This is a genomic window from Achromobacter sp. ISS7 (assembly GCF_056523125.1).
Genome location: NZ_JAWRZD010000001.1, coordinates 5,982,718 through 5,995,516, shown reverse-complemented (window position 1 = coordinate 5,995,516; position 12,799 = coordinate 5,982,718). Strand labels below are relative to the sequence as shown.

10 protein-coding genes are annotated in these 12,799 nt (G+C 70.4%); 6 read left to right on the top strand and 4 right to left on the bottom strand.

Features of this window, described 5'->3' with window-relative positions; translation table 11 throughout:
- Positions 1-62: 62 nt before the first annotated feature.
- Positions 63-1,202: a 4-oxalomesaconate tautomerase gene (locus tag AC1HFW_RS27185; protein WP_479285852.1), complete on the bottom strand. Its 1,140-nt coding sequence runs from the start codon at positions 1,200-1,202 to the stop codon at positions 63-65.
- A 61-nt stretch (positions 1,203-1,263) separates the two neighbouring features.
- Here AC1HFW_RS27185 and AC1HFW_RS27180 point away from each other — a divergent pair, with 61 nt between their 5' ends.
- The 5 genes from AC1HFW_RS27180 (at position 1,264) to AC1HFW_RS27160 (ending at position 4,540) form a co-directional block, all read left to right on the top strand.
- Positions 1,264-2,190 (top strand): LysR family transcriptional regulator, encoded by a 927-nt coding sequence (locus AC1HFW_RS27180; protein WP_006390945.1) that lies wholly within the window; start codon positions 1,264-1,266, stop codon positions 2,188-2,190.
- A 9-nt stretch (positions 2,191-2,199) separates the two neighbouring features.
- Positions 2,200-2,664: an N-acetyltransferase family protein gene (locus AC1HFW_RS27175; RefSeq protein WP_479285850.1), complete on the top strand. Its 465-nt coding sequence runs from the start codon at positions 2,200-2,202 to the stop codon at positions 2,662-2,664.
- A 147-nt stretch (positions 2,665-2,811) separates the two neighbouring features.
- Positions 2,812-3,180 carry a COG4315 family predicted lipoprotein gene (locus AC1HFW_RS27170; protein WP_006390947.1) on the top strand — a complete coding sequence of 123 codons (369 nt, stop codon included), beginning with the start codon at positions 2,812-2,814 and terminating at the stop codon, positions 3,178-3,180.
- A gap of 30 nt (positions 3,181-3,210) precedes the next feature.
- The gene (locus AC1HFW_RS27165) at positions 3,211-3,723 is read left to right on the top strand and encodes an RNA polymerase sigma factor (protein WP_006390948.1); all 513 of its coding nucleotides are present in this window, start codon (positions 3,211-3,213) and stop codon (positions 3,721-3,723) included.
- Between the two features lies 1 nt (position 3,724).
- The gene (locus AC1HFW_RS27160) at positions 3,725-4,540 is read left to right on the top strand and encodes an anti-sigma factor family protein (protein WP_006390949.1); all 816 of its coding nucleotides are present in this window, start codon (positions 3,725-3,727) and stop codon (positions 4,538-4,540) included.
- Between the two features lie 381 nt (positions 4,541-4,921).
- Here the strand turns inward: AC1HFW_RS27160 and AC1HFW_RS27155 are convergent, their stop codons facing one another.
- The 3 genes from AC1HFW_RS27155 to atzF are packed head-to-tail and all read right to left on the bottom strand — an operon-like array spanning position 4,922 to position 11,141.
- Positions 4,922-5,641 carry a GntR family transcriptional regulator gene (locus tag AC1HFW_RS27155; RefSeq protein ID WP_050813190.1) on the bottom strand — a complete coding sequence of 240 codons (720 nt, stop codon included), beginning with the start codon at positions 5,639-5,641 and terminating at the stop codon, positions 4,922-4,924.
- Between the two features lie 5 nt (positions 5,642-5,646).
- The gene (uca, locus tag AC1HFW_RS27150) at positions 5,647-9,282 is read right to left on the bottom strand and encodes an urea carboxylase (protein WP_479285848.1); all 3,636 of its coding nucleotides are present in this window, start codon (positions 9,280-9,282) and stop codon (positions 5,647-5,649) included.
- Between the two features lie 26 nt (positions 9,283-9,308).
- Positions 9,309-11,141, bottom strand: a complete 1,833-nt coding sequence (atzF, locus tag AC1HFW_RS27145) for an allophanate hydrolase (protein WP_479285847.1) — start codon at positions 11,139-11,141, stop codon at positions 9,309-9,311.
- A gap of 394 nt (positions 11,142-11,535) precedes the next feature.
- On the opposite strand from atzF, the gene urtA reads away from it, so the two are divergent.
- Positions 11,536-12,789: an urea ABC transporter substrate-binding protein gene (gene urtA / locus AC1HFW_RS27140; protein ID WP_035359425.1), complete on the top strand. Its 1,254-nt coding sequence runs from the start codon at positions 11,536-11,538 to the stop codon at positions 12,787-12,789.
- Positions 12,790-12,799: the final 10 nt, after the last annotated feature.

The following is a 12,799-nucleotide window of genomic DNA, read 5'->3' as shown; positions in this document are numbered from 1 at the left end:
GCCTTCATGTTTCGGTGGGCGCAGGCCTGGCGCGGCCCGCGGGTACGGCAGCCGTGCAAGGCCTAGGCCGCCAGCGCGGCGTGCGCGGGCCGCGGCCGGCTCGCGCGTTCCTCCCGCGCCGGCACATAGCGCCCCGGCACGTACAGCAGGCCCTTCATGATCTTGCGCGCGGTGCGCACCAGCCCGGCGGCCCGCACTTCGCCGCTGGCGTCGTCCAGCCTGACATCGATGTCCATGCCGCCCGACGGGTGCTCGATGCGCACGCCACGGTAGCCGGGCCGCGGCGCGGGGCCGCCGCAGTCATGCGCCACGGTGCCCGGCATGAGAAAGGCCGCGGCCACGCCGACGGCGCCGGTGGCGGCATGGGCGCGGTGGCAAGCGTGCGGCGTGAAGTAGCGCGAGCGGATGGACAGGATGGCCGGGTCGCCGCCAGGCGCCAGCAGCACCGGCTTGGGGATGACGCTGTTCGACACATCGCCCAACCCCATGCGGGCGCCGGCCTCGCGGCGGATGCGTTCCAGGCGCGCCAGCAGCGCCGGGTCGGCGTCCAGCTCGGCCGGCGATTCGTCGCCGCGCAGGCCGAAGTCGGCGGCGCGCAACAGCACCATCGGCATGGCCGCGTCGATCAGCGTGGCGGCCACGCCGTCCACGGTCTCCTGCCGTTGGCCGCTGGGGAACAGGCGGCCGGTGACCGCGCCCCAGGCGTCCAGGAAGTTCAGGCGCACCGGCGCGGCCACGCCCGGCACGCCGTCGATGCGCGCCTCGCCCTCGTAGGTCAGGCGGCCGCCCGGCGTCTGCACCACGGCCTCGATCACGGCGCCGGTATTGACGTTGTGCACCCGCACCGCGGTTTCGCCGTCGGCCGCGGCGATCAGGCCCTCGTCGATGGCGAAGGGCGCGGCGCCCGACAGCATGTTGCCGCAATTGGGGCGGGTGTCGACGCTGGCGCGGTCCACCGAGACCTGCGCGAACAGGTAGTCGATATCGCAATCGGGGCGGGTCGAGCGCGACACGATCGCGACCTTGCTGGTCAGCGAGTTGCCGCCGCCCAGGCCGTCCACCTGCAACGCGTGGGGCGAGCCCATGGCGGTGAGCAGCAGCCGGTCGCGCTCGGCGGGATCGGCGGGCAGCCAGTCGCTGAGGAAAAAGGGGCCGCGGGAGGTGCCGCCGCGCATCAGTACGCAAGGGATGATCGTTTCCATGCGGTGCATTCTGCGACGGCGCGGCTATTATTTGAATTGCAACTTACGGATGGATTAATGCATGGCACGCATCAATTTCGATTTGCAGGAATTGCAGGCCTTCGTGGCCGTGGCCGAGCGCGCCAGTTTCCGCGCCGCGGCCGAAGACCTGAACCTGTCGCAGCCGGCGCTGAGCCGCCGCATCGACAAGCTGGAAGACCTGCTGGGCGCGCGCCTGCTGGAACGCACCACCCGCCGGGTGTCCCTGACCCACGTCGGCCGCATCTTCCTGGAGCGGGCCCGCGGCGCCATCGACGAACTGGAGCGCGCGGTGCTCAGCATCGGCGACCTGGCGGCGCAGCGCGGCGGGCTGGTGACCGTGGCCTGCGTGCCGTCGGTGGCCTATTACTTCCTGCCCGCCATCATCCATGACTACGCCGAGCGCTTTCCGCGGATACGGGTCCGCATCATCGACGAGACCGCCCACACCGTGCTCAACAGCGTGGTGACGGGCCGCGCCGACTTCGGCATCAGCTTTTTCGGCACCCAGGAGCCGGACGTGGATTTCAAGGCGGTGCTGCGCGAGGACTTCGTGCTGGCGGTGCGGCGCGACCATCCGCTGGCCGCGCGCCGCAGCGTGTCGTGGGAGGAACTGTCGCAGGAACGCTTCATGACCGTGGCCAAGGAAAGCGGCAACCGCCTGCTGATCGACGACGCCCTGGCCAAGAGCGGCAAGCGCACCGTCAGCGCCTTCGAGGTCAGCCACGTCATGACCCTGCTGGGCCTGGTGGAAGCCGGCCTGGGCGTGGCGGCGGTGCCACAGCTGGCGATGCCGCCGGCCGGCCACCCCACCCTGGCCGGCATCAAACTGGAGCATCCGCGCGTCACCCGCAGCCTGGGTTTGATCTCGCGCAGGGGCCGCCCCCTGGCGCCGGCGGCGCAACAGCTCTATAACCTTATCCACCAGGCCGGCAAGAGCGCCAAGCGTGGTCCCCCCAAGCAACCCTGAAGCCGCCCCATGAGCCCTCATTCCCTGGCGTTGCAAGCCGCCACCGAAGACGACCTGCCGTTCCTGCTGTCGCTGCGCAAGGCGACCATGACCGAACACCTGGCGCGCGCCGGCGCGCCGCAGGACGACGCCCATCACCTGACCCGCATTCGCTACCACTTCGACGACGCCCAGATCGTCTGGCTGCACGGCCGCCCGGCCGGCCTGTTCAAGACCTTCCGCGACCCGACCGGCTGGCGCGTCGTGCAGATCCAGATCGACCCGGCCTTCCAGGGCCAGGGGCTGGGCCGGCGCCTGCTGGCGGGCCTGCTGCGGCAGGCGGACGACGAAGGCGCCCCGGTCACCCTGTCCGTCCTGAAGGGCAACCCCGCCCGCCGGCTCTACGAGTCGCTGGGCTTCACCCCCGTGGAGGAGACCGCCCTGGAAATAGAAATGCGCTACGAACCCGCCCCGCTCCCCGGCGGCCACGCCTGACGGCGGCCCGTCGCAGGGGGCCCGCGCGAGGCTCGGTTGGATCGTCATCCCCGGCCCTCCACTTTTTTTGTCCCGCGGCGGAATATTCCCGTTCGGCCCGGCGTCTGTAGAGGGCAGTCCCCCACTTTCCCATCTACGAGGCACGACATGCGTACTCAAATCGCCGCAGCCCTGGTTCTCTCCTCCGCCGCCCTGTTCTCGGCCGGCGCCCACGCACAGGCCGTCAAGACCCAGGACGGCGTCCTGGTCAACAGCGCCGGCATGACCCTGTACACCTTCGACAAGGATGCCGGCGGCAAGAGCGCCTGCAACGACCAGTGCGCCAAGATCTGGCCCCCGGTCACCGCCGCCGCCGACGCCAAGGCATCGGGCGACCTGAGCGTCATCACCCGCGACGACGGTTCCAAGCAATGGGCCTACAAGGGCAAGCCGGTCTACCTGTATGCCAAGGACACCAAGCCGGGCGATAAGACCGGCGACAACTTCAAGGACGTCTGGCACGTCATCAAGCCCTGATCCGGCCGCGCCGTCCCTCCACGCCCGACCATGCGCGCCGACGACGAAGCCGCGATCCTGGCCTGCATCCCCAGCCTGCGGCGCTATGCGCGCGGGCTGACGGGCGACCCGCACCGGGCCGACGACCTGGTGCAGGACACCCTCGAACGCGCCTGGAGCCGCTACTCGCGCTGGCAGCGGCGCGGCGAATTGCGGGCGTGGATGTTCGGCATCATGCATAACCATTTCATCGACGGCGTGCGCGCCAACCACCGGCAGGCCGAACAGGCCGGCGCGGGCGACCTGCCCGACGTGCCGGTGCGCGCCACGCAGACCGACCACCTGGAGGTGCGCGACCTGGACCGCTGCCTGCAAGGCCTGCCGGCCGAGCAGCGCGAAGTGCTGCTGCTGGTGTGCGTGGAAGACCTGTCGTACCAGGAAACCGCGCAGGTGCTGGGCGTGCCGATCGGCACGGTCATGTCGCGCCTGTCGCGCGCCCGCGAACGGCTGGGCGCCCTGATGCAAGGCCAGGAACCCGCCAGCCGGCTCCACCGCGTGAAATGACATGAACGACAAACGCCTCCACGCCGTCCCGACCGCCGGCAACCCGATCACCGAAGCCGACCTGCACGCCTACGCCGACGGCCAGCTGCCGCCCGGCCGCCACGCCGAGGTCGACGCCTTCCTCGCGTCCCATCCGCAGGACCTGGCCCGCGTGCACGCCTGGCAGGCCCAGCGCCGCGCCCTGCACGCGCTGCTGGACCCGGTGCTGGACGAACCGCTGCCCCTGCGCCTGCCGCTCTCGCCCCCCGCGCGCCGCCTGCCCTGGCGCGCCCTGGCCGCCGGCGTCGCCATCGCCGCCATCAGCGCCAGCAGCGCCTGGCTGGCGCGCGGCGCCCTGGACGCCCGCCACCTGCAAACCGTATTGGCCACCGCCACCCCCGACCGCGCCGCCGGCGGCTACGCCCAGCGCGCCGCCATCGCCCACGCCGTCTACGCCCCAGACATGGGCCGCCCCGTCGAAGTCAGCGGCGACAACGAAAAGGCCCTGGTCACCTGGCTCACCAAGCGCCTGGGCGCCCCCGTGCGCGCCCCCTCCCTGACCCACGCCGGCTACGACCTCGTCGGCGGCCGCCTGCTCCCCGGCGGCAGCGGCCCCGTCGCCCTCTTCATGTACGGCGCCCCCGACGGCCAACGCCTGACCCTCTACGTCACCCGCGAAGCCACCGGCGGCCAGACCGCCTTCCAATTCACCCAGGAAGGCCCCGTCCGCGTCTTCTACTGGGTCGAAGGCCAATTCGGCTACGCCCTCTCCGGCGCCATCAGCCGCGAAGAACTCCAACGCGTCTCCGAAGAAGTCTACAAACAACTACAAGGCTGACCCGGACGCCAGCAAGAGCCAGGGCAAGGGCGCGCCCAAACTGCAGCCACCACGCGCAGCGACCACCGCCCCGACGCCCCACCCCATGTATGCCAAAAACGGCTGCCCGCGCAGCCGTTTCTGGCGGGCCCCGCAAACTCCTCCACCCCACCCCGACGCTGAGCAAAACGCCAAGCAAACCACCCTCCCCGACATCCGCCGCAGGGAGACGCACGAGCGGCGGGGCGAGGCTGCGGGGCGGGTGCGGGGCGTGTAGATGCGCCCGACGGAAACCGTAGGGAGCCGAAGGCGGACGAGGTTGAGGACGGGGCAGTCCGGAGCGAACGCTCCGGACCGCAATCGTAGCCCCGCACCCGCCCCGCAGCTTCGCCCCGACGCGCCTCAAGAACCCTCCCGAGCCACATGCAACATATGCAACGTGATCTTCCGAACCTCCGCCTTGCTCATCTCGATATGCCCCCGCAACATCCCCCCCGCCGCCTCCCCCCGCCGCCCAAGCACCGCCCGCAAAATCGCCCCATGCTCCTCATACGTCGCATCCACCCGAAACTCCTTGGTGAAATCCAGCCTCCGCACGATCCGGATCTTCTCCGTCACCTCCCGGTGGATCAACGCCATTTCCGCATTCCCCGCCGCCTCCACCAGTGAGCAGTGAAACGCCTCGTCCAGCTCCGCCACCATCCGCCCATCCAGGATGCGCTGCGCCGGCGGCACCAGCCACACATCCGCCAGCGCTCCCAGCAGCCCGCGCTCATCCATCTGCTCACGCGCGCACAGCCGTTCCACCGCCGCCAGCTCCAGCACCACCCGCACGTCGTACAGCGCCTCGAAGCGCTCGAAATCGAACGGCCGCACCTGCCAGCCACTGCGCGGACTGGGCAGCACGAAGCCCTCGCGCTCCAGCCGCGCCAAGCCCAGCCGCACCGGCGTGCGGCTCACCCCCAGCCGCAACGCCAGCTCCGCTTCCGTGAAACGATCCCCCGGCAGCAGGCGGAAGTCGAACAGCTCGTCCTTGATGCGCTGGTACACCTGCTCCGCCAGCGACCCCGCGAGCGCCGGCGCCTGCCGCAGCGACGGGCCGATGCGCACCGGATCGCGCATGAGGCTCAGGTCACGGGGCACGTGGCGTCCTCGGCCAGCACCAGCAGCGCGTCGCCGGCATTGACCGGCTTGCCCGGCACGCAGCGGATCGCCGTCACCGTGCCCGACACCGGCGCGATCACCGACAGCTCCATCTTCATGGCTTCCACCACCACCAGCGTGTCGCCGGCCGCCACGCTCTGGCCCACCTGCACCGGGATCTTCCAGACGTTGCCGCACATGTCGGCGCTGACCAGCCGTTCGCCCTCGCGCAGCGCGGTCTCGGTTTCGGGCGCGGCCTCGACCGGCGCCACCGCCACGTCCTCGTGCTTCCACAGCGCCACCTCGGCGTCGAACGCCGTCTTCTGGCGCGCCTGGAACGCGCCGATGCTGTCGGCCTCGCCGGCCAGGAAGCGCTGGTGCGCGGCGAAGTCGAACACCTCCTCTTCGATCCGCACCGTGGCGCGGCCTTCGCGGAAATCCTCGCGCAGCGTATCCAGCTCGGCCTCGCTCACCGGATAGAAGCGCACCTGGTCGAAAAAGCGCAGCAGCCACGGCTTGCCATCCTGGAACACCGGGTTCTTCAGGAACTTGTTCCAGATCGGCAGCGTGCGGCCCACCAGCTGGTAGCCGCCGGGCGAATCCATGCCGTAGATGCACATGTAGACGCCGCCGATGCCGACCGTGCCCTCGGCCGTGAAGGTGCGCGCCGGGTTGTACTTGGACGTCAGCAGGCGGTGGCGCGGGTCGATCGGCACCGCGCACGGCGCGCCCAGGTAGACGTCGCCCAGGCCCATGATGAGATAGCTGGCGTCGAACACGATGCGGCGCACGTCCTCGCGGCTGGCCAGGCCGTTGATGCGCTGGATGAAGTCGACATTGTTCGGCAGCCACGGCGCGCTGGCGCGCACCGTTTCCTGGTAGCGCTGCACCGCGCCCAGCGTGGCCGAATCCTCGAACGCCATCGGCAGGTAGACCACGCGGGTCGGCACCTTCAGCGTCGCCACGTCGGCCAGCTGCGTTTCGATTTCCAGCAGCCGCGCGATCAGCGCCTGCTGCAGGATCACGCGGCTGTCGTAGCGGATCTGCAGCGAGCGCACGCCCGGCGACAGCTCGCGCACGCCCTCGATCGGCTGCGCGGCCAGCGCTTCCATCAGCAGGTGGATGCGCATGCGCAGCGCCAGGTCGAGCACGTTGGCGCCGTATTCCAGCAGCAGATAGCCGTCGCCCGCCTGGCGGTACGACACCGACGGGCGGCTGCCTGTCGCCGGCAGCGCGGCGATGATGGTTTCGGAGGCCGTGGCGGGCGGCGCGGCCGGCGCGGCGGCCCGCGGCGCCACCGCCTGCAGCCGCGCCACGCTGCTATCCTGCGCCGCCTCGCGCGCCACCGCCTCGGCGTAGTCGATGCGCACGAAGCGGATGCGGTCGCCCGGCTTGACCTGCCCCACCTTCCACAGTTCGGCGCGCGCGATCGTCACCGGGCAGACGAAGCCGCCCAGGCTCGGGCCGTCGCGCGTCAGGATCACCGGGCTGTCGCCGGTGAAGTTGATGCTGCCGATGGCGTACTCGCAGTCATGGATGTTGGACGGATGCAGGCCGGCCTCGCCGCCGTTCTCGCGCGCCCAGGTCGGCTTGGGGCCCGTCAGCCGCACGCCCAGGCGGTTGGAGTTGTAGTGCACTTCCCAGTCGGCGGCGAAGAAGGCCTCGATGGCTTCGGGACGGAAGAAGTCCGGCGCGCCATGCGGCCCGTACAGCACCCCGATTTCCCAGGTGTTGCCATAGGCCGGGATCAATTCGGCCGGCGCCGCCTGCGGCGCGCTCACGGGCGGCTCGGCATTGGCGGCTGGCAGGTCGGGACGCACCAGCGGCAGCATGTCGCCGACCCGCAGCGTGCGCCCGGCATGGCCGCCGAACTGGCCCAGCGCGAAGGTCGAGCGGCTGCCCAGGTACACCGGCACGTCCAGCCCGTTGCGCACCGCCAGGTAGGTACGGCAGCCCGACAGCGCGCGGCCGGTCGCCAGCACCTGGCCCGAGCGCACCGTGACCGGCCGCCACATCGGCACCGGTTCGCCATCGAGCGTGGCGGCGCACTCGGCGCCGGTCAGCGCGACGATGGCGTCGCCATGGAAGCGCAACGTCGGCCCGACCAGCGTGGCCTCGATGCCGGCGGCGTCGGGCGCGTTGCCGACGATGCGGTTGGCCAGGCGGAACGCGTAGTCGTCCATCGGCCCCGACGGCGGCACGCCGATGTCCCAATAGCCGGTGCGGCCCGGGTAATCCTGCACGCTGGTGTAGGTGCCGGCCTCCAGCACCTCGATGGCCGCGGGCCGGTAGGTGAAGCCTTCCAGGAAGCGCGTCGACAGCTGGCCGGCGCGAAAGCGCGCGTCGGCCACGATCTGGCGCAGGTAATCCAGGTTGGTGGCGATGCCGTGCAGGCGGGTATGCGCGAGCGCATCGGCCAGCTTGTCGAGCGCGGCCTCGCGGGTATCGGCGTGCACGATCAGCTTGGCCAGCATCGGGTCGTAGAACGCCGGCACCTCGGTGCCCGTCTCGACCCAGCCATCGAGCCGCACGCCGGCCGGGAAGTGCACCTCGGTCAGCACGCCGGGCGACGGCTGGAACTGGCGCAGCGGATCCTCGGCGTACAGCCGCACTTCGATCGACGCGCCTTGCGGCGCGCGCGACATCGCGGCCAGGTCCAACGGTTCGCCCGCCGCCACGCGCAGCATGCACTCGATCAGGTCCAGGCCCGTCACCGCCTCGGTCACCGGGTGTTCCACCTGCAGGCGGGTGTTGACCTCCAGGAAGTAGAAGCTGTCGCGCGCCGGGTCGTAGATGAATTCGACCGTGCCGGCCGAACGGTAGGCCACCGACTCGCCCAGCTTGACCGCCGCATCCAGCAGCGCCGCACGGGTCGCGGCCGGCAGATGCGGCGCGGGCGTTTCCTCGATCACCTTCTGGTTGCGCCGCTGCACCGAGCAGTCGCGCTCGCCCAGCGCCAGCACGCGGCCGGCGCCGTCGCCGAAGATCTGCACCTCGACGTGGCGGGCGTTGTCCACATAGCGCTCGATGAACGCGCCGCCATCGCGGAAGAAATGCTCGCCCATGCGCTGCACGCTGTCGAACGCCACCGTCAGCTCGGCCTCGTTGTCGCAACGCGACAGGCCGATGCCGCCGCCGCCCGCGGTGCTCTTGAGCATCACCGGATAGCCGATGCGCTCGGCCTGCGTCAGCGCCTCGCCCAGGCTGGCCAGCAGGCCCGTGCCCGGCGTCATCGGCACGCCGGCCTCGGCCGCCAGTTCGCGCGAGCGGTGCTTCAGGCCGAACTCGCGGATCTGCAACGGCGTCGGGCCGACGAAGGCAATGCCCGCGGCCTCGCACGCTTCGGCGAACTCGGCGCTTTCCGACAGGAAGCCATAGCCGGGGTAGATGGCCTGGGCGCCGTGCTCGCGCGCGGCCGCCAGCAGCAGGTCGGTGCGCAGGTAGCTGTCGACGGCCTTCTCGCCGCCCAGCGCCACGGCCACGTCGGCCTCGCGCACGTGGGCCGCGTTGCGGTCGGGATCGGAATACACGGCAACGCTGCGGATGCCCAGGCGTTTCAGGGTACGGATGGCGCGGACGGCGATTTCGCCGCGGTTGGCGATCAGGACGGTATCGAACACGGTTCGGCTCCCAGGGGCGATTGGAATTAGCGGGGGGTGGCGTTCAGGCTGGCGAGATAGGCGCGCCAGCCGCCGAAGGCGGTGATGTCGCGCGCGCCGGCCAGGCCGCGCGGCTCGCAGATGAAGCCCTTGACCTGGCGGCCGTCATGCAGCGTCAACGTTCCGATGCCCAGCGGCGCGGGAATCTCGGCCACGAAGGCGCCGAACGCGGCCAGCGGGATGTCCCACAGTTCCACCTCGATCGGCGCGCCGCTGTCGGACTTCACCAACCCCGGCTTGGGCGGCGTGGTGTTGGCCAGCGCATACAGCCGGTAGTCGGCGGCGGTGTGGGTCTTTTCGACCAGCACCGCGCGGCGCGAGGTCAGCTGGTGGTTCAGGGGCATGCCGGTCAGGTGCGCGCCCACCACGGCCACCCGCAGCAGCTCGGGGTCGGCGGCGGCCGGTCCCATTGGCGGCAGCGGCTGGCCCGTGGCGCCCAGCGGCAGCCCGCGCTGCGCCTGCCATTGGCGGCCGAAGCGCGCCAGCGCGCGGTCCTGCCAGGCCATGCCGATCAGCGTGATGCCGGCCGGCAGGCCGTCGCCGCGCATGCCGGCCGGCAGCGCCAGCGCCGACAGGTCGGCAAGGTTGGCGAAGTTGGTGTAGATGCCCAGTTGCGAATTGAGCCGCACCGGGTCGGCCTGCAATTGGGCGATGGTGTAGATCGACGGCGAGGTCGGCACCACCAGCGCGTCGAAGCCTTGCAGCGACTGGTGGATGCGGCGCGTCAGTTCGGCGCGGCGGTACTCGGCCTTGAAGGCGTCGAGCGCGTCGTAGTGGACCGCGCCTTCGACGATGCCGCGCACCACCGGGTGGATGGCCTCGGGCTTGTCGCGCCACAACGCCTCGACGGCGGCGAAGCGCTCGGCCACCCACGGCCCCTGGTACAGCAGCGCCGCCAGCTCGGCATAGGGCGCGAAGTCGATGGCCTGGACCTCGGCGCCGCTGGCCTTGAGCGCCTGCACCGCGGCCTCGAACGCGGCGGCGGCCTGGGCATCGCCGAAGAACTCCAGCCGGTCGGGCACGGCCAGCCGCGGCGTGGCGGGCCAGGGCGCGGCGACGCCGGCCGGCTGCGCGCGCGAATAGGGATCGTGCTCGTCATAGCCGCCGGCGATGCCGGCGACGCGTTCGGCGTCGTCCACCGTCAGCGCGAAGATCGACACGCAGTCCTGCGTGCGGCAGGCCGGCACCACGCCCGCGGTGCTGAGCCAGCCCTTGGTCGGCTTGAGGCCGACGATGTTGTTCAAGCCCGCCGGCACCCGGCCCGAGCCCGCGGTGTCGGTGCCCAGCGAAAACGCCACCAGCCCGCGCGCCACCACCGAGGCCGACCCCGAGCTGGAGCCGCCGCTGATGTAGTCGGGATCGAAGCTGTTGGCCACCGCGCCGTGCGGCGAGCGGGTGCCGACCAGGCCCGTGGCGAACTGGTCGAGGTTGGTCTTGCCGATCAGGATGGCGCCGGCCGCGCGCAGGCGCCGCACGACGGTGGCGTCTTCGCCCGGCGTGTAGGCGAACTCGGGGCAGGCGGCCGTGGTCGGCCAGCCGGCCGCATCGATGTTGTCCTTGATCGCGAACGGCACGCCGTACAACGGCAGCCGGGCGCGGTCGCCACCCGCCGCGGCCAGCAGCAGGCGCAGGTCGTCGAGCTGGCGCGCCAGCACCGGCGCGCTGACCCGCGTGATCCAGGCGTTGTCGGCGGCGTCGCCCGGCGCGGCGGCCAGCGGCAGCAACAGCGTTTCGGGCGTGGCCCCGTCGGCGTCATAGGCCGACAGCCATTGCGCGATCGTCCAACCGATGGGGGCCTTCTGCGTTGCTACGGCATTCATGCTGGAATCCTCTCTTGTATACAAGTACGGATTCCCAAGCAATACGCGTGCCATGTGCGCCGCGCCCCCTTCCCCGCCCTGGGCGCCCCGCCAGCCGCCACCGCGCGCGCCGCGTTCGCGCACCCACAGCGGGCAACGACCGCACCGGTTTTGTGCACGCGGCACCAGATTGAACCGCGCCGACGCGGCCGCCGCGCCGCCGCCGGACCACGCATTTCCCTATCGCTCAATACAGCGCGCCGCGCCCGCGCCGCGGTTGGCACGCCTTTTGCTTTTGAGTCCTGGTCACGCCCTTGCCCCAGGCAGGGCCGCGCGCAGAGGTAGTTGGATGCAGTCCCAGGCTTTGAGACCGTTATCGCCGGCGCCGCCGGCTTCTTCCCATCCAGGAGTCACCATGAAACGCAGACTAGTCCTCAAGCAATTGACCGCCGCGAGCCTATTGGCCATGTCGGGCTGGACGCCGCAACTGTTCGCCGCCGAAGACACCATCAAGGTCGGCATCCTGCATTCGCTGTCCGGCACCATGGCCATCTCGGAAACGTCGCTCAAGGACGTGGCCCTGATGACCATCGACGAGATCAACGCCAACGGCGGCGTGATGGGCAAGAAACTCGAAGCCGTGGTGGTCGACCCCGCCTCGAACTGGCCGCTGTTCGCCGAGAAGTCGCGCCAGCTGCTGTCGCAGGACAAGGTGGCGGTGGTGTTCGGCTGCTGGACCTCGGTGTCGCGCAAGTCGGTGCTGCCGGTGTTCAAGGAGCTGAACGGCCTGCTGTTCTACCCGGTGCAGTACGAAGGCGAGGAACTGGAAAAGAACGTGTTCTACACCGGCGCCGCGCCCAACCAGCAGGCCATCCCCGCCGTGGAATACCTGATGAGCGAAGACGGCGGCGGCGCCAAGCGCTTCGTGCTGCTGGGCACCGACTACGTCTATCCGCGCACCACCAACAAGATCCTGCGCGCCTTCCTGCACTCCAAGGGCGTCAAGGACAGCGACATCGACGAGGTCTACACCCCGTTCGGCCATTCCGACTACCAGACCATCGTCGCCAACATCAAGAAGTTCGCGGCGGGCGGCAAGACCGCCGTCATCTCCACCATCAACGGCGACTCCAACGTGCCGTTCTACAAGGAACTGGGCAACGCCGGCCTGAAGGCCACCGACGTGCCGGTGGTGGCGTTCTCGGTGGGCGAGGAAGAACTGCGCGGCGTCGACACCAAGCCGCTGGTGGGCCACCTGGCCGCCTGGAACTACTTCGAGTCGATCAAGAACCCGGTCAACGAAGAGTTCATCAAGAAGTGGAAGGCCTACGCCAAGGCCAAGAACCTGCCCAACGCCAACACCGTGGTCACCAACGACCCGATGGAGGCCACCTACATCGGCATCCACATGTGGAAGCAGGCGGTCGAGCAGGCCAAGACCACCGACGTCGACAAGGTGATCGCGGCCATGGGCGGCCAGAAGTTCAACTCGCCGAGCGGCTTCTCGATCGAGATGGACAAGACCAACCACCACCTGCACAAGCCGGTCTATATCGGCGAGATCAAGGCGGACGGCCAGTTCAACGTGGTCTGGAAGAGCAAGGGCCCGATCCGCGCGCAACCGTGGAGCCCGTACATCCCGGGCAACGAAAGCAAGCAAGGTCTCTGAACCGGAACCG

What these genes read in the sequence shown, in the direction of transcription:
- AC1HFW_RS27185 (WP_479285852.1), bottom strand. Translation starts at nt 1,202, where the DNA reads ATGGAAACGATCATCCCTTGCGTACTGATGCGCGGCGGCACCTCCCGC.
- AC1HFW_RS27180 (WP_006390945.1), top strand. Translation starts at nt 1,264, where the DNA reads ATGGCACGCATCAATTTCGATTTGCAGGAATTGCAGGCCTTCGTGGCC.
- AC1HFW_RS27175 (WP_479285850.1), top strand. Translation starts at nt 2,200, where the DNA reads ATGAGCCCTCATTCCCTGGCGTTGCAAGCCGCCACCGAAGACGACCTG.
- AC1HFW_RS27170 (WP_006390947.1), top strand. Translation starts at nt 2,812, where the DNA reads ATGCGTACTCAAATCGCCGCAGCCCTGGTTCTCTCCTCCGCCGCCCTG.
- AC1HFW_RS27165 (WP_006390948.1), top strand. Translation starts at nt 3,211, where the DNA reads ATGCGCGCCGACGACGAAGCCGCGATCCTGGCCTGCATCCCCAGCCTG.
- AC1HFW_RS27160 (WP_006390949.1), top strand. Translation starts at nt 3,725, where the DNA reads ATGAACGACAAACGCCTCCACGCCGTCCCGACCGCCGGCAACCCGATC.
- AC1HFW_RS27155 (WP_050813190.1), bottom strand. Translation starts at nt 5,641, where the DNA reads ATGCGCGATCCGGTGCGCATCGGCCCGTCGCTGCGGCAGGCGCCGGCG.
- atzF (WP_479285847.1), bottom strand. Translation starts at nt 11,141, where the DNA reads ATGAATGCCGTAGCAACGCAGAAGGCCCCCATCGGTTGGACGATCGCG.
- urtA (WP_035359425.1), top strand. Translation starts at nt 11,536, where the DNA reads ATGAAACGCAGACTAGTCCTCAAGCAATTGACCGCCGCGAGCCTATTG.